This is a genomic window from Pseudoalteromonas sp. NC201, from assembly GCF_002850255.1.
Taxonomy (GTDB): Bacteria; Pseudomonadota; Gammaproteobacteria; order Enterobacterales; family Alteromonadaceae; genus Pseudoalteromonas.
On record NZ_CP022522.1, the window covers coordinates 3,684,454 to 3,705,398 of the forward strand.

Sequence of the window (20,945 nt, forward strand, 5' to 3'; positions counted from 1 at the left end):
ACTGTTAAAAGTGAATTTGGATAAACTAAAAATTGCCATGCAATATGCATTACCTAAACATGCGGTTTCTCGTTTGGTTGGTAAGCTTGCCGCAGCAGAAGCTGGCGCCTTAACCACAAAGCTAATTAAGCTGTTTATCAAACAATATAAAATCGACATGAGCGAGGCATTGCACGAAGATCCAGCTCACTACAAAACCTTTAACGAGTTTTTTACCCGTCCACTGAAGCCAGGGATCCGTCCTTTGGCAGAAGATAGCGATATCCTTGCCCACCCAGTTGATGGTGCAATCAGCCAACTTGGTGATGTCGTCGATGGTCAAATTATCCAAGCTAAGGGTCACAACTACAGCTTACAGACGCTGCTAGGCGGTAAAGAAGAAGACGTTGCGCCTTATGTTGGTGGTAAGTTTGCAACGATTTATCTAGCACCGAAGGATTATCACCGTATCCACATGCCGGTTGATGGCACACTTCGTAAAATGATTTATGTACCGGGCGACTTATTCTCAGTAAATCCACTTACTGCGCAAAATGTGCCTAATTTATTTGCTCGTAACGAGCGAGTTGTTGCTATTTTTGACACTGAAATTGGCCCGCTTTCTATGGTATTGGTTGGTGCAACTATCGTTGCTAGCATTGAGACGATTTGGGCCGGTACAGTGACACCACCAGCCGGAAGAGATGTCTTTACTTGGACATATCCAGCAGAAGGTGACAACGCGATAACGCTGAAAAAAGGCGAAGAGATGGGTCGCTTTAAGCTTGGTTCTACCGTGATCTTAGCGTGGGGGGCAAATAAGGCTGAGTTCTTAGATAGTCAAAACCCAGAGACCGTCACACGCATGGGTACGCCTTTCGCAAAAATAGCAGAGTAGACTACTGTATTAGTGGCTTGAAACTATCTCAAGCCACAACATTCACACTCGGGGGTTTTACTGAGCCCATACTGCTTTTGCTGCAAACTCATACCATCTAGCGTACAAAATACGCTTCCTTGGTGATGTCCAAGTAGCACGTTTATGGTCAATAAAGCTTGCTGCGCGCCGATCACACCCAGTAATGGACTAATGACGCCAAAGTTGTCACAACTCTCCACTGGTGTTTGCGAACCCTCAGGGAAAACGCAAGCATAACAAGGTGACTCAGCCCTAAAATCAAAGCACATGAGTTGGCCTTGCGTGGCAATCGCGGCGCCAGCGATCAACACCTTGCTCGCTTGATGACAATACCTATTGAGTAAATAACGGGTAGTAAAGTTATCGCTGCAATCCAAGACAATATCGGCATCACGGAGCAACTCGGCGACGTTCTTATCGGTCAATCTCGCATTAATTGGTACTAGTGTGATCTCGTTATTGAGACTTGCCAGCACCTTTCCAGCTACTTTGGCTTTTTGCTGACCAAGGTGGTTCACCTTATACAGAATTTGCCTTTGTAAGTTAGACAATTCCACGTCGTCATCATCAACAAAAGTAAGCTTACCAATGCCACTCGCCGCTAAGTAAAACAACGCGGGACTTCCCAGCCCACCGCAGCCAACCACAGCCACATGCGCCTGTTTCAATGCGAGCTGGCCTTGCTCACCAACCTCTTTTAACAGCAAATGGCGACTATACCTTAGCCGCTCTTTGTCATTGAGTTCAGTCATGCCGCGCCATAGCTTGCTTTAATTCAAGTACAGCTTGCTCTGGGTCTTGAGCCTCAGTGATAGCTCTTACAACCGCAATACTAGATACGCCAGTTGCAGCCACTTCTGGCACGCGACTTAGATCAATGCCTCCAATGGCGACTGTTGGATAGCTACTTTGCATCAAAGGTACAAAGTGCATCAGCTTTTCCAACCCTTGGATTTGGCCGGTCATGTCTTTAGTCGTGGTTGGGTAGATAGCACCAAAAGCCAAATAACTTGGGCGATAGTTATGTGCCCGGAGCATTTCATAAAAACCATGGGTCGAAATACCTAAGCGCAGCCCTGCCTCTTGGATGGCAACAAGATTAGCTTTATCGATATCCTCTTGGCCCAAATGAATTCCATAAGCGCCGTGTTTAATCGCTAACTGCCAGTAGTCGTTAATAAACACCTTCGCATCGTATTTTTGTCCAAGTGCAATGGCGGTTTGTATTTCAGCTTCGAGATTAGCTTGCTCTGGATCTTTAATTCTCAGCTGCACCGTATCGACACCTAAAGCAAGGCACTTTTCCACCCAATCAGCGCTGTCCACCACGGCATAAAGCCCAATAGGGTCGTCAATGCTGGCAAAGCCTGCGGCAAAATTAAACTCCTCAGGTAATGCAAACTCTAGTTCATCAGCAAGCCAAGAGCCCGCTTCTATCACTTGCGGGTAATCATTGAGATCAACTGGGAAACTCGTATGCGCAACAGGGCCCACGCCTTCACCATAACGTATCGCCGCTTTTAGCCCTGCATTGATGTATGCTTTAGCGAGAATAAAAGCATCTTTAAATGGGTACTCCTTGGCCATACATGCCGCGATCACTGACGATAAACTACATCCAGTACCATGGCTGTGCGGTGTTTGAATTTTCTCATTGCCAAGCCAATACTCGGTATCTCCCGCTAAGCCATAATCAATGCAGTAGCCTTTTGGGTAATCCCAATGACCGCCTTTAATGATCACCGACTTTGCACCAAATTCACGCAATTTGGCAGCAGCCTCTTTTACCGCATCAGGACCTATCAAATACACGCCTGTCAGCAGCTGAGTCTCGTGTGTATTGGGTGTAATGATATCCACCAGCGGTAATAAATGGGTTTTTAACGCATCCACCGTGTCTTCTTCGGTTAATGCATCCCCGCTCGTCGCGATAGCTACTGGGTCATAAACCACAAGCGGCGGTTTTGCCCACGTTGCTTTGTAATGAACGAGGTGTTCAGCAATTAGTTGGATCTGCTGAACATTGGCGAGCATGCCAATCTTTATCACCGTTGCAGGCATATCTTGCGAAAGCGCCGTCAGCTGAGATTCGATAACCGTGGTCGAAACCGGGTTTAACGCCTCCACCCCTAAACTATTTTGCGCCGTCAACGCAGTTACTACGGTACAACAATGAACATTAAAGCTCTGCGTTGCTTTGATATCCGCTTGAATACCAGCGCCGCCGCCAGAATCAGAACCCGCAATACTCCAAACGATATGTGACAAAGAGAACTCCTTATATAGTTATCCGCAATTCAAGTTAGTTTGTGTGCCAAAAAGGCATGCCTAAGGTTGGCGTAGAAGGTGATGCCACCTCTTTTTGTGGCATTGCTTTTGCCAAATAAGACAGACGCCCTGCAACCGTGCTGGCTTCAAACGCTTTTGCCATGGTGATAGGACAGCCCGCCCCTGCCACTGCCGAATTTAATAATACGGCATCATAACCCAGCTCAAGTGCTTGGCAAGCATGAGACGGCAAACCGAGTCCCGCATCGACAATCAAGGTTTGATGGGGCAAACGTGTGCGAATGGTTTGCAGGTTATATGGATTTAACAGCCCTTTTCCCGTACCAATTGGCGCGCCCCAAGGCATTAAAACCTCGCATCCCAGCGCATCCAAACGCTGACACAGCACCAAATCATCAGTACAATAGGGCAATACCTTAAAACCGTCTTTTAGCAAAATTTCGGTGGCTTCGAGCAATGCAATTGGGTCTGGCTGTAAGTTATATTCATCACCAATGAGTTCAAGTTTAATCCAATCCGTGGCAAACACTTCCCGGCACATCTGCGCCAAGGTCACCGCTTCTTTTACGCTGTGACAGCCAGCCGTGTTTGGTAAGACTCGTAGCCCCATCTCTTTGATAAGCGACCAAAAGTCATCACCCGCCTGCTTAGTTTGCTGGCGTCTCAGCGACACAGTAACAATCTCAGCACCCGAGGTGGCGATGGCTGCCTGCATTACCTCCGGAGAAGGATAAAGTGCCGAGCCAATTAACATGCGGCTAGTAAATTGTTCACCATAAATAGTGAGCTTAGTATCAGTCAAAGACTGCATGTTTATCCCCCTTGAATTGGCGATAAAAGCTCAATCTTATCACCGTCGCTCAATGTCACGCTTGGCAGCTCCGTACGGGAAACAAAAGTACCATTAAGCGCGACGGCAAAAGGCGGTTTGGCACCTCTGGCTTCAATAAATTCCTGAATATTTTGCTCGCGGTTGATATTAATCGTTTCGCCATTAAATTCGACTTTCATAATAACTCCTTAGATAGTGCTTGTTTCACGATAAGCGGTGCCAGCAAATAACCGTGTCTGTATAGACCATTGATACTGATCACATTACCTTGTTGTTCAATTTTGGGGTGATTATCTTTAAACGCAGGTCTAAGTCCTGCGTTTAAAGACAATACTCGCGCTTCGGCAAACCCACGATGAACCGAATAAGCAGCAGAGAGTAATTCGAGTGTAGAACGTACCGTTATCTCACCATTATCTTGCGACTCAATTTCCGTCGCACCAATAACAAACTGATGATCTGGTTTTGGCGCAATGTAAATGGGGTATCTTGGGTGCATCAAGCGCACAGGTCGAGTCAAGGTCACTTCTGGGGCATAAATTCTCGCCACTTCGCCGCGCACGCCACGAAGCCCATTACACGTGGCTTTCGCACCAAGACCGCGACAATCAATTACCCAGTCATACGCTTGACTAAGCTGCGCCTTTTGCGCTTCATCACAATGAACACCGTAGTTAATCTCTACCCCTTGCTGCGTCAATGTTGCCGCACTACTTTGATAAAACGCCTGATTATCAAGCTGGCCTTCGCAAGGTAAATACAAGCCTTGATGGAACACACCACTAAGTTCTGGTTCCAATTGTGCGATCTGAGTACCATTTACCACTTCCGCGCTATGATCTTTTAACGGTTTTAAGCGCTGCTGAAAACTCACTAAATCACCACGGTCTTGACCATGTGCCACAATAAGAGAGCCTTGCTGCTGGAAAAATACCGGGCTTTCCAGTTTCGCCAGTAGTTGTGGCCAAAGTTTCATGGACTCCAGCCCTTGCAGCGCCAACGCTTCATCGCATATCACAGACTCAGCCAAGGGCGCTAACATGGCCGCCGCCACACTACCTGCTGAGCTCTCCGTACCTTGCTTTGCTTGTTCAAACACGCTGATTTGATAACGCTCAGCGAGCATCAATGCAGCGATGCGCCCAGTTAAGCCAAAACCCAAGATAGCAACATGTGCTTGAGTAGACATAGCTACACTCCTAAAATTAGCCACCCGACGGGGATCAAGGTGGCTATGATGGGATAGGTTATATCGCTTTGTGGTAAAGCTCAGAGCCTGATTGCTTAAACTCTTCTGACTTTGCTTTCATCTCGGCTTCAACATCCACCATTTTAATGCTGATCTCTTCGCCTACATTATTAGGATCAATGCCTCGTGCCTCTAACTCTTTTGCATAGTCACGCACATCCTGAGTGATCTTCATCGAGCAGAATTTAGGACCACACATAGAACAGAAGTGAGCGACTTTGCCCGACTCTTGTGGCAAGGTCTCATCGTGATATTCACGAGCACGCTCTGGATCTAGACCGAGATTAAACTGATCGTGCCAGCGGAACTCAAAGCGTGCTTTAGACAGCGCATTGTCACGAACTTGAGCACCGGGATGGCCTTTCGCCAGATCCGCTGCATGCGCCGCGATTTTGTAGGTGATCAAACCTTCTTTTACATCTTCTTTATTCGGTAAGCCTAAGTGTTCTTTTGGTGTCACATAGCACAGCATCGCACAGCCATACCACGCAATTTGCGCCGCACCGATCCCTGAAGTGAAGTGATCATAACCCGGAGCGATATCAGTTGTGAGTGGGCCAAGCGTGTAAAACGGTGCTTCATCGCAGTGCTTTAGCTGCTCTTCCATATTCTCTTTGATCATATGCATCGGCACGTGTCCTGGGCCTTCAATAAAGACCTGAACATCGTGTTTCCACGCAAGCTTAGTCAACTCACCAAGGGTACGCAGTTCACTAAATTGTGCTTCATCATTGGCATCGGCAATAGAACCCGGACGCAAGCCATCACCTAACGAGAAACAAACATCGTATTGCTTTAAGATTTCACAGATGTCTTCAAAGTGCGTGTAGAGGAAGTTTTCTTTGTGATGCGCTAAACACCACTTCGCCATAATTGAACCACCGCGAGACACAATACCGGTCACGCGTTTTGCCGTCATCGGCACGTAACGCAGTAGTACTCCCGCGTGGATAGTAAAGTAATCCACGCCTTGCTCAGCTTGCTCAATCAAGGTATCGCGGAAGATCTCCCACGTTAGATCTTCAGCAACACCATTTACTTTTTCTAGTGCCTGATAGATTGGAACCGTACCGATAGGCACTGGAGAGTTACGTACCACCCACTCGCGGGTTTCATGAATGTAGCGCCCTGTCGACAGATCCATTACGGTATCTGCACCCCAACGGGTCGACCATACCATTTTTTCCACTTCTTCTTCGATAGAAGAGGTCACTGATGAGTTACCAATATTGGCGTTAACTTTTACTAGGAAGTTACGTCCGATGATCATCGGCTCGGTCTCAGGGTGATTAATATTGTTTGGCAGTACAGCACGACCACGGGCAATTTCATCACGCACAAATTCAGGCGTAATAAACTCAGGAATACTGGCGCCAAACGATTGGCCTTTGTGTTGCTGCGCGAGCAATTCTTCACGCAACTTAGCGCGTCCCATATTTTCACGGATCGCTACATATTCCATTTCAGGCGTCACTACGCCTTGACGGGCGTAGTGCATTTGCGTGACATTTTTACCCGCCTTAGCACGGCGAATTTTAGGTAAATGTTCAAAGCGAATATGGTCAAGCCCTTCATCCGCCATACGCTGCTGAGAAAACTGTGACGTCACCGACTCTAGCATTTCGGTATCATCGCGCTCAACTATCCACTGCTCTCTAAATTTAGGAAGACCAGCACGAACGTCAACCGGCACTTCAGGATCTGTGTATGGACCTGAAGTATCATAAACACGAATGGGATCGTTTGATTCAAATACCGGATTTTCTTCGGTGCCACCAACAAACGAATCACTTAGCGTGATTTCACGCATACCAACGCGTACGCCTGCTTGTTCTCCCTCCACATAAACTTTATGTGAGTTTGGAAAAGGTTGGCCTTTAAGGTTATGGATAAATTCTGCCGCGGCTGCTCGCGCTTCACGACGACTTAGCTTGCTACTATTGTTTGACATGACGTCCCTCTTATTTTCATACAAAGGTGTCTTGTCAGATCTCCAAAAGGAGAGAGACGAGGATAGTCCTCGGGTAAGGTGGATAGCAATAAACTACTATTGCTACAGACAAACGCAACGCGTTTGCTGTCTTGTTCCCTACGCAGGCATTAACCTGATCAGGTCCACGGATCCCGCAAAATGCGATCTCAGCCCGAATATCTGCAACAAATTTGCTGCAAAAACTCAAGGCACTCCGACAAGTAACGAATTAGCGCCAGTCTACTTGCTAACACGAAAGCTCGCAAGCACTGACACTGGAATTCTTATTTTCAGCTTATTGTTTAATAAAACTAAACTGAGGTTTTCCTTTCAAGGTCAACTTATTAGCATTTACTTCAAGCAATACACCAATTTGTAATTGGTTGATAAGCTGTGATTCAACCTGAGCGATTTCTTCACCACAGTATTTACGCGTCATGCCTAAGTTTTTAACTTTTAGCTGCCCTTCGACAATTTCGCCTTCGCCAAAAAAGCGATTACAACCCGCAAAACCGTTGACCTGCAGTGCATCGATAAAACGAATATCAATAGGCTTTTCACCAAGTCCAGCGTCTGATTGTAACTGCGTAATATTTTGACCATTTATACTCTGTAACTGCCAAGCGGAATACTTAAGCGCTTCCGTGTCTACCTTCCCTGTCGATATACATCCACTTAGCGCCATTATTGCGCCGATTATGCTGATGAATTTCATGGTAAACCATCTATTTTATGCCCTGAGTTTATTATAACGTTTCAAGACACAAAAATTGCAGTAAAATTCTGTAAAATTGTCTTACCTGAATATTTTAACACCAACTATTTCACAAATTGCTGCTCTTCAAATAAGTGCGTAATAGCGTCTGGTAAAAACGGTCTACCGCGCTCATTCACCGAAGTCCCTGTTACCACCGCATCAAGCATTAGCTTATCGTCATGCGCTCTTATTACTTTTTGCTTAAATGCGAACTTTACTCTGCTTTCACGTTCGAGTGCGACTTCAACATAAAACTCATCACCTGGGCGTAACGAGTCTTTGTAATTCATTTCGCTCCGAATAACGACTAAGTTCACTTTTTGCTCAGCAAGCGCTGCAAAATCAACGTTATTCGCCAGTAAAAACTCATGCCTTGCATGCTCTAAATAATTAAAATACACGCTGTTATTAACTATTCCCTGTAAGTCACACTCGTAATCTCGGACTTTAAAATCGACTTTAAAACTCATATCTGGCCTATTTGTTTAACATTTTCGGGCTAACATATAACACAATTTCACTGTCAACTGGTCTGGCTTTTGTTAAACTGTGCCCAATTAAAAATGGGACAAAGATTAAGCATGAAGTTAAAACTCTCTACGATCACCTTGGCACTGCTGCCATTTTTCTCTCATCAGGTACTTGCCGACGATAACCTAGAAACCATTGTCGTCACTGGCGATTTTCAGAATGAAACTATCCAGACATTAAGTGCAAGCGCTTCGGTGGTGGACGAACTCACTATCGCTAAACGTGGTGCGCAATATTTAGATGAGATACTAGGTGCCACCGCTAACGTTAACTTTACGGCAGGTGCATCTCGTGGTCGCTTTATGCAAATCCGTGGTATCGGCTTACGTTCACAGTTTGTTGATCCTATTTATCCCAGCGTTGGCTTATTAATTGACGGTATTAATTATTCAGGATTAGGCGCAAGTGCGCTGCTTTTTGATACTGAGTCAGTGATAGTGTATCGCGGCCCTCAAGGCACTAAATTCGGTTCAGATGCTTTAGCTGGAATCGTTGAAGTAAATACCCAAGCCGCCACCACAGCGCCATCATTAAAAGTGAAATTAGGTGCAGGCAATTACGGTAGCTATGAAGCAGGCCTTGCTGCGGGCACTGGATTAAGCGACGACACCGCAGTGCGCGTCAGCCTTTATCAGCGAGAGTCTGACGGTTACGTAGATAACCTCTACCTAAACAAACCCACTCAGCAACAAGACGAGCAAGTAGCAAGAGTGAAACTTAACTCTCAAGTGAGCGACAACCTCGCACTAGAGTTCGCTTATCACCATATTGATACTGAAAACGGGTACGACGGTTTTACCCTAGATAATTCACGTAACAGCGTCGCTGATACCCCGGGCCAAGACAACCTCAGCTCCGATGCGTTTTCACTACGCGGAATTTACACTCGCTCAGACTTATTCAATGTCGAATTTAAAGTATCTGGGCTAGATGCTGATACTTTATATAGCTACGACGAAGATTGGGTATGTAACGACGCAGCTCAACCAGCGCTATGTGCAGCAGGCTTGCACCCAGAAGGATACAGCTCAACCGATGCCTACGAGCGTAACCATGAAAATGGCAATATAGAGTTTTTAATCAAAGATAAGCAAAATGACTGGGTGGTAGGTGTTTTTGCAAAGCGTAACGATGTTGATTTGACCCGTCATTACACTTGGCTTGAGAACCCATTTACGTCAGCATACACCGTAGAAAGTAGAGCGATTTTTGGTCAATACGTACATCACCTATCTGACAAAACCCGTCTTATCGGTGGCCTTCGCGCGGAGCAATATGACGCTGACTATATAGATAGTAACGGCTTTACCATTGAAACCGATGATGTAATGTGGGGCGGAAAAGTTGCACTTGAATATCAAGTTGTACCGCGCACGATGATCTACACCAGCCTTACTCGCGGTTACAAAGTCGGCGGTGTAAACGGCGAAGCACTAGCAAAAGCCAAAGATGAAGGTTTAAACATTCCGGCCGAACACCATTACTTTGACCCAGAGTATGTTTGGAACGCTGAGTTTGGCGTAAAAGGTGAATCTGAAGACAAACGTCACCTTGTGCGGGTTACCGCGTTTTATATGCAACGCGATGATATCCAGTTAAAGCAATGGCAAGTTTCTAACCAACAATTTGCAGGCTACATCGACAACGCCAGTAAAGGCAGTAACTACGGCCTAGAAGTTGAAGGCAACCTACAATACACGGACCGCCTTGGTTTTAGCTATAGCGCAGGCTATTTAGAGACCGAGATTGAAGACTTTGTGGCTGCCAGTGGCCTAAACCTTGATGGTCGTGACCAAGCACAAGCGCCAAATTATCAATACTCGTTTGCCGTCAATTACGAGTTAATGGATAACCTAGTGGTTGAATTGGGGGTGGAAGGCAAAGACAACTATTACCTCTCGGACAGTCACAACGAGCAAGCGCGCAATCATAACCTAATCAACGCAAGCCTTAGTTACTATGGCGATAACTGGTCATTAACGGCTTGGGGTAGAAACCTAGCAGACGAAGACATTGTAGTACGTGGCTTTAGGTTTGGTAATAATCCACTAGACGGCTGGCAAGACAATACCTATGTACAGTACGGCGAGCCGCGCGTTTATGGTCTAAGTTTTACTTACGAACTGTAGTACGACCCGTTTATCGCCTACACATAAGGCGATAAACGGGCACAAAAAGAAAAAAGGGGGAACGTAAAATTAGAGTAAAACGTTCCCCCTCACCGCAAAAACTCAAAAAGCAATTACCCTTTTAGTTACTCCATGCTTGGGGCACTGGAATACACCAACTCAACCAGATTATTCATCGTTTTTGACTTCTGCATGTAAGCCTTTTCCATATGGGCAAGCTCTTGCAGTTCAAACAAGGTTGTTTCCACCAGTGCTAACCATTTGGTTGTGGTGTCTGGCACCTCGTCACCCTGCCTTGCCGCCTTCTTGAGGGCATCGTAATAAATCGTTAAGTCATGATATTGGCGTAGATAATCCATATTGCTCTCCAACATGTCACTTTATTTCACACTAAAGTAACAAAAGCTTCGGGCAAAAATCTGCGCGAAGAAAATTTTTTTGAATTTATTTGTAAATTAATCAAAAACGCCAGCACCATCATAGCAACACCTCCGTTGACTCAAGAGTTACTCATCTCAGGCTTCGCCTAAAAAATCGAGCGAAGATTCATTAAATGCAACAAAATGTTCATTTTTCGACTGAATACACTTGAAAAAGAAAATTTCTACGATAGACTCGCGTTTACGGTTTAGATACAAAAATGCAACTTGGTTAAGCGAACAATAGAGACAAACAAATAGCATACATCCGGCTACATGGGGATTGATGCTGTTTGTGACGCGAGTGCGACAGGCAAAAAGGATTGAGTTGGTGGGGAAATATGATAAGCGCTTTACAGGAGACGACCTGCGCCGCATGCGCAAAGTCGCCGGCAAAACCACGCAAGAAATGGCTAACTTGGTCGGCGTGGAGCGTGGCACTTACGAAAACTACGAAAAAGGCGTCAGCAAATTTCCCTACGAATATTTTGAAGTATGGTGCGACGCCTGCGGCATCAACCTTAATCCACTTAGAGAACAAATCCTTGCCTTAAGAGACAAAATTGACGACGCCAAGTTATGGCGCAAGTCTCCAACACCACGAAATAGCAGATCAAGTAACGAGGATAACGGCAAATGAAAGATGCGCACTTTCATCGCCTCTCACCACAATGGCAAACAATAAAGTTACAAATAAGGTCTATTTGCAACGCTGTGTTTTCAACATTGATTTTAAGGGGTAAAGTGGAGTGGAAACTAAACACCGCAAAACTTAACTTAGAAAGGACGTCATTATGCGCTTTTTAACAAAAAATAAATCATGTCAATTTACACGCTTAACTTCACTAACTAAAAGCCAAATTAACATGGTATCTGGTGGTACCCTTGGAGGTAAGACAAAGGATCCTAGAGGAGAAGAAGCTTCAGCGAGCGCAACGGCTAATAGGCCATTACTTGTGGAGAATAAATGAAAAACTCTTGGTACTTTTGCATATTGGCTATATTAATGACAGTTGCATTTTCAGCTCTTCATTATTTTACAGATTTTGCCTATATGATTCATATAATGGTTTTACTAGTTGTCGTGACCTTTGTGTCACGCCGACTAGTAAACTTACAACATATAAGCGTGGTACTCTTATTTATTACTGTTATCGAGTACGCTTTTGTTCGCTATATATTCGAATTAAGCGCTTCAGGTTTACCTCCATATAAAACAAACGCCTTCATCTTTGGTGCTCACTTTTTACTGGACTTAATAATTTTTCTCTTGCTCAAACATAGAGTTTTATGGTCATTGCGCTTTATGCGTCTCACTAATCCAAATAACTGGCGTAGCATTTATATGACCTATGCAGACCCAATTCTATACGGTATTTTCTTTGCATTTATATTGGTTGATTTGGCAGCCTTTGGTGAAAATCTAATTCGCAATATGGATCTCTTTTTTGGTGTGTCCGAAGAAGCCTCTAAGCCCTATTGGAGTTGGGGCTGGGTATATAAAAACTACGAAATCCTGAAATCAATTTTATCAGCTCTAGTATTGACGACCATACTGGCCACTAGCTTTGTGGAACGACAGCGCCCTGATACGCCAGATGAGGAATTAGAAAGCGAATCTTAGTGATTTTATAACTGTCACTTTATAAGCGGGCACAGTCGTGTTCTATGCGCTTATATGATGACTTAACAAGGAATCTCAGACATTAAAAAAGGCGCTTGCGCGCCTTTTTTAATTCCTCAATTTACCGCTGATTATTCAGTTTCTGGTAAATTGCGACCGTAGAACACTTCCTGAATTTCACGATTCAGCTTAAGACGAATTTCTTCCTCTTCGTCTGCGTCTAAATCATCAGTACTAATTCCAAATAGATATGCATTTAGGTCTGTTTCCTTAAGCATCATCTTAGTGTGGAATAGGTTCTCTTGATACACGTTTACGTCTACCATGTGGTATGCGTCTTTAGTATCTTCCGTCATGTAATTCTGGATCGAGTGAATTGCGTGGTCGATATAGTGTTTAACACCATTAACGTCACGAGTAAATCCACGAACACGATAATCAATCGTCACCACATCTGACTCTAAAGAGTGAATTAAGAAGTTAAGCGCTTTAAGTGGCGAAATAATGCCACACGTTGAAACTTCGATATCTGCTCTAAAAGTACAGATGCCATCATGTGGGTGCGCTTCAGGATAAGTATGAACACAGATGTGACTCTTATCCAAATGTGCAACCACTGAATCAGGTAATGGTCCTGGTGCTTCATTACTATCAAAAGTCTGCTGTTCAACAGGCTCTTCTGATACTAAGATCGTCACACTCGCCCCTTGTGGTTCATAATCTTGACGCGCGATATTCAGTACGTTTGCACCGATAATATCCGTTACGTCTTTTAGAATATCCGTCAAACGATCAGCACTATACTGCTCATCGATATATTCTAGATATTCTTTACGTTGCTGCTCGGTCTTGGCGTAGCAAATATCGTAAATGCTAAAGCTTAAACTCTTAGTTAAGTTGTTAAAGCCATGGAGTTTAATTTTATCAAAGGGCTTGTTCACGATAGACCCACCTTAATACAAAAAATCTGCGCTGCAGAAACAAAAGTTCGCGGATTTTATACGAAAATAGCGCTATGAAAAAGCGTTATTTTTCGTCAATTTCAACCACTTCATGGCTATGCGTAATTTCTACTGCTTTTTCAAGCATTAATGCCACTGAACAATACTTTTCAGCGGATAAACTTACGGCTCTTTCTAGGTGTTTTTCAGAGACATTACGCCCTTTCACCACAAAGTGTAAATTGATCTTGGTAAAAACCCGAGGTGCGCTTTCTGCGCGCTCTGCGGTTAATTTTACTTCCACGTCGGTCACATCCTGACGCGCCTTTTGTAGAATGCTGACTACATCGACTGACGAACAACATCCCGCTGACATTAATACCATCTCCATTGGACTTGGCGCAGCACTGTCTGAACCGGCATCAAATACCACATTATGTCCCGACGCAGAGCGACCGATAAAGGTATCTCCTTCAACCCATTTTACGCTAGCTAACATAGTTATCCTCTATAAAGCATAACACCGCCAAATGGCGGTGTATCTTAAACCTAGAATTGCCTCTAAGTGTGTTTTCTACACTGTCGATAGTGATTGTGCCAAGCTATACAGCAGAATCAAACAGGTTTTTGACCAAACCTGCGAATTCTTCGATAAACTCTTTTTGTTCTACGGTGACACGTCTATCAACAACACTTGATAGCACTTCTTGTAAGTCGTACACAATGCCATCTACCTCACGCACGATCATGCTGCGCTGCTCTGTAGATAACTCAGTGTGCTGCTCGCATATACGGATAACGTTTTCAGCGATCACATCTTCGATTAATTCCATGACTGTTGGAGCCCCTGGTTCAACCGTCCCAGACTTCTCAAACAAGGCTAAGTTTTGCGTCAAATACATGACTAAATCATCGTACCCTTGTTTATCTAAAACCATACTTTGCTCACCCGAACCTATCAAAGACATCTCCTATTGATTTAAGCAGAAAGTTTTTTCGATTGCTACTTTTGTAGTCAACTAGACACAAAAAAGCAGCCGAAGCTGCTTTTCTAATCAATTTTTATTGAGTAAACCTCAATATTGGCATTTTAATCCAAAGATAAACCTGGGCTCAAGCTAGAAGGTAAAGTTACCTTTTCTAGTTCCACAGAAGCCACTGGGTATGCACAGTAATCTGCCGCGTAGTATGCACTTGCACGGTGGTTACCTGATGCACCGATACCACCAAACGGAGCTGCACTTGAAGCGCCAGTGATTGGGCGGTTCCAGTTTACGATACCTGCGCGAATACGACGTAAGAAACGCTCGTAATCAGCTTCGTTGTCGCCAAGCAGACCTGCTGATAAGCCAAAGCTTGTCTCGTTCGCTTTTTCGATAGCTGCGTCAAAGTCTGTGTAACGGAATATTTTTAACAGCGGACCAAAGTGCTCTTCATCAGGGAAGTCTGCAATGTTAGTACATTCGATGATACCTGGCGTCACAAAGCCTGTGCCTTCTGTGTGCGTCAGCTCGATAAGCGAATCACCACCGAGCTCAACAAGCTGTTGCTGTGCTTTTACCATGCCAGCGGCTGCTGCATTTGAGATCATTGAACCCATGAACGGTTGATCTGCATCGTCAAAGTTACCCACTTTAATCGCTTTAGTTGCTTTGATCAGTTGCTCAAGGATTGTGTCACCTTGTTCACCCGCAGGAAGGAATAGTTTACGAGCACAAGTACAACGTTGACCACTTGAGATAAACGCAGATTGAATAATGTCGTGTACTGCCGCTTTGGTATCCGCTACGTCTTTTACGATAAGCGGGTTATTACCGCCCATTTCAAGCGCTAAAATCTTACCCGGTTGACCTGCATATTGCTCATGTAGCAAGTGACCCGTACGAGAAGAGCCAGTAAAGAATAAGCCGTCAATACCGGCGTGTGACGCAAGTGCTTTACCTGTTTCAACTTCACCCTGAACTAGGTTAATCACGCCAGCAGGAAGACCCGCTTGTTGCCAGTATTTAAGCGTTAGCTCAGCAACATATGGCGTTAGTTCAGATGGCTTAAAGATAACCGTGTTACCAGCAAGTAGCGCAGGTACGATGTGGCCATTAGGTAAGTGACCAGGGAAGTTATATGGGCCAAATACAGCAACTACACCATGTGCCTTGTGACGGATCACGGCACGGCCAACTGGCATTGGATTTTCAACAACACCTGTACGCTCTTGATAGGCTTTCTCAGAAATCGCGATTTTACCTACCATAGCACCCGCTTCTGTACGAGTTTCCCAAAGTGGCTTACCCGTTTCTTTAGCAATTGCAATAGCCAGCTCTTCGCTATTTTCTTTTAATACTTCAGCGAAACGCTTAACGATTTCTAGACGCGCTTCAAAGCTCATGTCGCTCCATGAATAGAAAGCTTCACGAGCCGCTTTTACCGCGCCGTCAACTTGCTCAGCAGTAGCTGCGTTTGCGCTCCAAATAACGTCGTTGTTTGCTGGGTTTACAGAGCTAAAGCTTGCGCCTTGTCCTGCAATCCACTCACCATTTATTAGTTGTGCTGCATGTGTTGTCATAATCTGTTCCCAATCTTAAATCTTTACTAGGCTTACTTGATCGCCTTCTTCAACTTTTAGCGCCGCGGCAACATGTGGAGCAAGCGTAACTTCATTGCCATCAGTCAGGGCTAACTCAATTACTGTCGCGCGATAATCAACAAGTTTACCATTTGCGACCATAACAGGGAATCCACCGTTGCTTTCGCCTATTTTCACAGTACGAGTTTCACTATTGCGAACCGTGCGGATGTTCCCCACTTTTGCTTCTACCGTTGGACCCGCGTCGAAGATATCAACATAACCATTAAATGTGAAACCTTCGCTTTTTAGTAGCTCAATCGCAGGACGCGTATTGTCATGAACTTCACCAATCACCGCTTGTGCTTCTTTACTAAGCAGGTTCACGTAGATTGGGTACTTTGGCATTAATTCAGCAATAAAGACCTTTTGGCCGATACCCGTTAGATAATCCGCTGTCGGGAAATCCATCGAGAAGAAATGCTCTTCAAGCCATTGCCAGAACGGGCTTTCGCCTTGCTCGTTAGAAACACCACGCATTTCCGCGATAACGGTTTCAGCAAAACGAGCACGATGTTGGTTAATAAACATAAAGCGAGAGCGAGATAGCAGTTTGCCGTTTGCGCCTTTGCGATAGCCATCTTTTAAAAACAGGGTGCATAATTCCGTCGCGCCAGTGTAGTCATTACATAGCGTTAAAATATCCACTGCTTTATAAACATCGAGTGTGCGTGAAGAGTGGATCACTTTGCTTAGGTGATAATGATAAAACGCATCATCTAAACCAACCGCAGCTTCGATACCACTGGTACCAACCACCTCGCCTGTTTCAGTATCTTCTAATACAAATAAATAGCCTTCATCAAAAGGCTTGTCAGCTTGCTTGCCAAAGGAAGCAACTGAGCGTGCAATCTTCTTCTGTAATAGCTCTTCGTTAACAGGCAAAGAGGTAAAACCGTGGCCTGATTCGTGAGCAATGTTTAAAAGCGCTGGATAATCGCTTTCTTGGATTGGGCGAAGGATCATCATGAGCCCGCTTACTCCTCAAAAATGTGGATAACAACAAGGCCACCAAAAGGTGACCTTGCAACCAGTATTAAGCGTTGTTAGCAACTACCGTAGCAACGGCTTTTTCAAAACGTGCCATCCCTTCGCGGATGTCAGCTTCTGGAATAACTAGAGATGGAGTGAAACGTACTACGTTTGCACCTGCAACCAGTGACATCACGCCTTGCTTGATACCTTCAACCAAGAATTCTTTTGCTTTGCCTTCGTACTTTTCAGTGACTACACCACCAAGCAATAGACCTTTACCACGTACTTCGGTAAATACGTTGTACTTTTCGTTGATGTCGTTTAGTAGTTCACGGAACAGCTGCTCTTTTGCTTTTACGCCATCAAGTACTGCTGTTGTGTTTACTGTGTCAAATGCTGCTTCTGCAACCGCACACGCCAGCGGGTTACCGCCGTATGTAGAACCGTGAGTACCCACTTTTAGGTGCGCAGCAATCTCAGTTGTTGTGATCATCGCGCCGATAGGGAAACCACCGCCAAGCGCTTTAGCCGTTGTTAAAATATCAGGGGTTACGTTTAAACCTTGGTATGCATACAGGTCACCAGTACGGCCAACACCAGTTTGCACTTCATCAAAAATAAGTAGCGCGTTGTGCTTGTCACACAGCTCGCGAACACCTTTTACGAACTCAGCCGTTGGTGAAATGATACCACCTTCGCCTTGTAGCGGCTCCATCATCACGGCACAAGTGTTGTCTGAAATAAGCGCTTCAAATGCCGCTAAATCGTTATAGTCTGTGTGAACAATGTCGCCCGGCTTTGGACCAAAGCCATCAGAGTATGCAGCTTGACCACCTACAGTTACAGTGAAGAAAGTACGGCCGTGGAAACCTTTGTTGAAAGAGATGATTTGCGACTTTTCAGCACCAAACTTATCTAGTGCCCAACGGCGTGCTAGTTTAAGCGCCGCTTCGTTCGCTTCTGCACCTGAGTTTGCAAAGTAGACTTTTTCTGCGAACGTGGCATCAGTTAGCTTTTTCGCTAAACGTAGTGCAGGCTCATTGGTCATCACGTTAGATAGATGCCAAATTTTCTCGCCTTGCTCTTTAAGCGCGCCCACCAAAGCTGGGTGACAATGACCTAGACAGTTAACTGCGATACCACCAGCAAAGTCGATGTACTCACGACCTTCCTGATCCCATACTCGAGAACCTTCACCTTTCACTGGAATTACCGCTGAAGGTGCGTAGTTAGGTACCATTACGTCGTCAAACAATTCACGATTGATAGTCATTTTATTTCCTCATATTTGGTGAGTGAAAGTGCAAACAAGGAGTCATTTCCTTTTGGAGGTCGGCGCGTTGCCGCCACTTGATAGGATATTTATTCACACCAATTCGGTGCTATGTATTTTGACCCGCCCCTTGATGGCACAAAATTCATACGCTCATTATTCCAGAAAAAGCGCCATTTGTCTCACTTATACCACGTTCTCAGCCCTTAGTATTCAAGGGTTTAACATATATTCTCAACTCAAGTGAATAACTATCTAGGGCAGATATTTAGGGCAAAGCAAGCGCCGTGCAGCCTTGCACAGATCATTTAAGATTAGGTTTTGAATGAATAGTCGCAAAAAAAATTTCAATTTTTTTTACAAAATCGTCAACTGCAGGTTATGGAACGCACATTTTGCCAATTGCTGACGCATTTCCTCGGTAAGTTCTAAATGATTGAGCAAAATCTCGGCTTCGTCGTCTTCAATTAACTGGCTATCTTTTAAAACAAGCAGTTGTGCGTAGCCATAGGCTTTTTGCATCACTTGTGTCAGTGGTAATGGGTCGGCAATGTTTTTATGCGCATTTGGTAGATAAGTTTGCGCATACTCTTCCATGACGGCATTAAAGGGTAAATAACGTAACTCCATTTTTTCAATTAGCTTACGTGAAATCTCTGCTGAATGTTCTATCAACAAGTTACGTAAAAATAACGGATCAGGAGATAACTCCATTAATGCGGTGTGTAGGTCTTTTTGCTTTTTGTCTCGTGCTATTTGCACCTTGGCTTGCCACACCTTTTCAAAGGTGCGTAAATAAAGACGGATCAAGGCCACTTTCCCAAGCTCTAGTAACATGCCTAAAGTAAACGCATGCTGTTCTTTTACCCCAAAAAATGGTGCCAGCTCTTTTGCCGCAATGGCCGTGCTCATGCTCAGCTCGCGTAATTTACGCTTCATTAAGCCAAATGGTTCTGTAGCATGCGGCATCCAGTGTCTTACCGCCATTGTCGGGATCACCATTTGCAAGTTCTCAAGGCCTAAATACCTTAATGCTAATGCCGGCGTGTCGACCTTAATGGACGTGCCTTTACTGTTTTTTTTGCGATACTGTGGCAAGTTGACTAGCGAAACCAGCTCACGACCCAACCAACTTAAGTCATTAACCAAAGGTTCTAAACGCCCAACTGAAGCTGAGCGCACGGCAAGAATGTCTAAAATTGCAGGAACGGAGTCTTGAATGCCAATGACTTCATGATAGATATTATCAAGGTCATGCAGTTGCTTTGTAATGGCTTCTTCGATAACGGAATGTAGATGCTTACTCGCTTTGGCAATATATTTGTGATGGCTTGTGCTGCTTTCTTGGCGTTTTGCAGCCGCTGCAATTTCCACCTCTAGCATAGTGCGCTGTGCGATATTCTCCCCATAGCTAATATCAAATGTATGGATATAGCCTATTTGCTTTTGCGCAAAGTTGAGGCTGATAAGAAGGTCATGGGCACGCTCGGATAGCGCTTGTGCCATTCTAATTTGCTTATTTTCTTGCGTCATGCATGCTACTTATCTAAAGGAAAAACACTGAGTTAAGCACTCAACAGAATCGTCTTACTGATTAACATTATACCAGTAAAAGCAATATTATGATTTGATATTGCGCACAATAGAATCAAAAAGTTACGTATCAAAAACTAGTCTAACCAACAAAAACGCAGCGAATATGGATGTATAACACCTAGGCGAAATCCTGTTGGTTTTGTTTAAACTTTAGAAGCGTTTTATAAAGTTATCAAGTAATGCTAAGCCGTGTTCAGTGAGGATAGCTTCTGGGTGAAATTGCACACCTTCAAGTGCTCTATCGGATGCCAAGAGCCCCATAATTTCATCACGTTCACCTTCTTGCGTCTGTGTCCAAGCCGTTACGGCTAGAGATTTTGGTAAGCTACTTTGCTCAACAACCAAAGAGTGGTAGCGGCATACTTCGTATGGTGATGGCAGACCTTGAAATACACCCATATTGTTATGGTGCACTTGCGACGTTTTACCATGCATCACTTGTTTTGCTCGAATGATTTTACCACCTAAAGCTTGTGCAATAGTTTGATGACCAAGGCAAATGCCAAGAATAGGGATTTGTCCCTGTAGACGTTTTACGACTTCAAGCGAGATCCCCGCTTCATCAGGACTGCAAGGGCCAGGAGATAGCACAACATATTTGGGATTAAGCTGCTTGATTTGTGAGGCGCTGATTTCATCATTCCGCTTTACCAGCACATCCACGTCTAAGCGCTGAAAATACTGCACTAGGTTGTAAGTAAAGGAATCATAGTTATCAATCATCAACAGCATGTAGGTACCACTAAAAGAACCAAGCAGCCTACTCGCCACTAGGGTAAAGATGTTCGTTATAAGTCTATTTTATCACGAACTCAACAGGAGGGTTTTCTTATATCT

At 44.6% G+C, this 20,945-nt stretch carries 21 protein-coding genes and 1 riboswitch; of the genes, 4 read left to right on the top strand and 17 right to left on the bottom strand.

Going from position 1 to position 20,945, the window contains the following annotated elements; all coding sequences use genetic code 11:
- Positions 1–10: 10 nt before the first annotated feature.
- Positions 11–877, top strand: coding sequence for an archaetidylserine decarboxylase (gene asd, locus PNC201_RS16115; RefSeq protein ID WP_102057616.1), 867 nt, complete (start codon positions 11–13; stop codon positions 875–877).
- A gap of 23 nt (positions 878–900) precedes the next feature.
- Here the strand turns inward: asd and PNC201_RS16120 are convergent, their stop codons facing one another.
- The 8 genes from PNC201_RS16120 to PNC201_RS16155 form a co-directional block, all read right to left on the bottom strand.
- A complete protein-coding gene (locus tag PNC201_RS16120; protein WP_102057617.1) occupies positions 901–1,650 on the bottom strand; it encodes a HesA/MoeB/ThiF family protein in 750 nt (249 codons plus the stop codon).
- Entirely contained in the window at positions 1,643–3,166 is a 1,524-nt protein-coding gene (gene thiE, locus PNC201_RS16125; protein WP_102057618.1) for a thiamine phosphate synthase, read from the bottom strand. Before thiE ends, PNC201_RS16120 begins: the two co-directional genes overlap by 8 nt.
- 34 nt (positions 3,167–3,200) lie before the next feature.
- Entirely contained in the window at positions 3,201–3,998 is a 798-nt protein-coding gene (locus PNC201_RS16130; RefSeq protein ID WP_102057619.1) for a thiazole synthase, read from the bottom strand.
- 2 nt (positions 3,999–4,000) lie between these two features.
- Complete coding sequence (gene thiS / locus PNC201_RS16135; RefSeq protein ID WP_010368823.1) at positions 4,001–4,198, bottom strand: sulfur carrier protein ThiS; 198 nt, start codon at positions 4,196–4,198, stop codon at positions 4,001–4,003.
- Positions 4,195–5,208 carry an FAD-dependent oxidoreductase gene (locus tag PNC201_RS16140; protein ID WP_102057620.1) on the bottom strand — a complete coding sequence of 338 codons (1,014 nt, stop codon included), beginning with the start codon at positions 5,206–5,208 and terminating at the stop codon, positions 4,195–4,197. Before PNC201_RS16140 ends, thiS begins: the two co-directional genes overlap by 4 nt.
- Before the next feature lie 58 nt (positions 5,209–5,266).
- Positions 5,267–7,219 (bottom strand): phosphomethylpyrimidine synthase ThiC, encoded by a 1,953-nt coding sequence (thiC, locus tag PNC201_RS16145; protein ID WP_102057621.1) that lies wholly within the window; start codon positions 7,217–7,219, stop codon positions 5,267–5,269.
- A 118-nt stretch (positions 7,220–7,337) separates the two neighbouring features.
- A riboswitch (TPP riboswitch) is annotated at positions 7,338–7,467 on the bottom strand.
- 68 nt (positions 7,468–7,535) lie between these two features.
- Positions 7,536–7,955, bottom strand: a complete 420-nt coding sequence (locus PNC201_RS16150) for an META domain-containing protein (RefSeq protein WP_010368829.1) — start codon at positions 7,953–7,955, stop codon at positions 7,536–7,538.
- Positions 7,956–8,059: 104 nt separating this feature from the next.
- Positions 8,060–8,467 (bottom strand): acyl-CoA thioesterase, encoded by a 408-nt coding sequence (locus PNC201_RS16155; RefSeq protein ID WP_010607081.1) that lies wholly within the window; start codon positions 8,465–8,467, stop codon positions 8,060–8,062.
- Positions 8,468–8,578: 111 nt separating this feature from the next.
- On the opposite strand from PNC201_RS16155, the gene PNC201_RS16160 reads away from it, so the two are divergent.
- On the top strand, positions 8,579–10,657 hold the full coding sequence (locus tag PNC201_RS16160; RefSeq protein WP_102057622.1) for a TonB-dependent receptor: 2,079 nt from the start codon (positions 8,579–8,581) through the stop codon (positions 10,655–10,657).
- Between the two features lie 125 nt (positions 10,658–10,782).
- Here PNC201_RS16160 and PNC201_RS16165 read toward each other — a convergent pair whose 3' ends face one another.
- The gene (locus PNC201_RS16165; protein ID WP_010607079.1) at positions 10,783–11,016 is read right to left on the bottom strand and encodes a hypothetical protein; all 234 of its coding nucleotides are present in this window, start codon (positions 11,014–11,016) and stop codon (positions 10,783–10,785) included.
- Positions 11,017–11,362: 346 nt separating this feature from the next.
- Here PNC201_RS16165 and PNC201_RS16170 point away from each other — a divergent pair, with 346 nt between their 5' ends.
- Positions 11,363–11,716 carry a helix-turn-helix domain-containing protein gene (locus PNC201_RS16170; protein ID WP_102057623.1) on the top strand — a complete coding sequence of 118 codons (354 nt, stop codon included), beginning with the start codon at positions 11,363–11,365 and terminating at the stop codon, positions 11,714–11,716.
- Between the two features lie 327 nt (positions 11,717–12,043).
- Complete coding sequence (locus PNC201_RS16175) at positions 12,044–12,700, top strand: hypothetical protein (protein ID WP_102057624.1); 657 nt, start codon at positions 12,044–12,046, stop codon at positions 12,698–12,700.
- Between the two features lie 131 nt (positions 12,701–12,831).
- On the opposite strand, the gene speD is transcribed toward PNC201_RS16175, so the two are convergent.
- The 8 genes from speD to PNC201_RS16215 all read right to left on the bottom strand — a co-directional run bounded on the left by speD (position 12,832) and on the right by PNC201_RS16215 (position 20,840).
- Positions 12,832–13,641 carry an adenosylmethionine decarboxylase gene (gene speD, locus PNC201_RS16180; RefSeq protein WP_095726638.1) on the bottom strand — a complete coding sequence of 270 codons (810 nt, stop codon included), beginning with the start codon at positions 13,639–13,641 and terminating at the stop codon, positions 12,832–12,834.
- An 85-nt stretch (positions 13,642–13,726) separates the two neighbouring features.
- A complete protein-coding gene (locus PNC201_RS16185) occupies positions 13,727–14,140 on the bottom strand; it encodes an OsmC family protein (RefSeq protein ID WP_010607074.1) in 414 nt (137 codons plus the stop codon).
- A gap of 103 nt (positions 14,141–14,243) precedes the next feature.
- Positions 14,244–14,579 carry a DUF3802 family protein gene (locus PNC201_RS16190; RefSeq protein ID WP_029215895.1) on the bottom strand — a complete coding sequence of 112 codons (336 nt, stop codon included), beginning with the start codon at positions 14,577–14,579 and terminating at the stop codon, positions 14,244–14,246.
- A 152-nt stretch (positions 14,580–14,731) separates the two neighbouring features.
- Positions 14,732–16,204 carry a succinylglutamate-semialdehyde dehydrogenase gene (gene astD, locus PNC201_RS16195; protein WP_102057625.1) on the bottom strand — a complete coding sequence of 491 codons (1,473 nt, stop codon included), beginning with the start codon at positions 16,202–16,204 and terminating at the stop codon, positions 14,732–14,734.
- A gap of 15 nt (positions 16,205–16,219) precedes the next feature.
- Complete coding sequence (gene astA / locus PNC201_RS16200) at positions 16,220–17,233, bottom strand: arginine N-succinyltransferase (protein WP_010607072.1); 1,014 nt, start codon at positions 17,231–17,233, stop codon at positions 16,220–16,222.
- Positions 17,234–17,300: 67 nt separating this feature from the next.
- On the bottom strand, positions 17,301–18,512 hold the full coding sequence (locus PNC201_RS16205) for an aspartate aminotransferase family protein (RefSeq protein WP_102057626.1): 1,212 nt from the start codon (positions 18,510–18,512) through the stop codon (positions 17,301–17,303).
- Between the two features lie 357 nt (positions 18,513–18,869).
- The gene (locus PNC201_RS16210) at positions 18,870–20,045 is read right to left on the bottom strand and encodes an HDOD domain-containing protein (protein ID WP_010607070.1); all 1,176 of its coding nucleotides are present in this window, start codon (positions 20,043–20,045) and stop codon (positions 18,870–18,872) included.
- 213 nt (positions 20,046–20,258) lie between these two features.
- Positions 20,259–20,840, bottom strand: coding sequence for an anthranilate synthase component II (locus PNC201_RS16215; RefSeq protein ID WP_102057627.1), 582 nt, complete (start codon positions 20,838–20,840; stop codon positions 20,259–20,261).
- Positions 20,841–20,945: the final 105 nt, after the last annotated feature.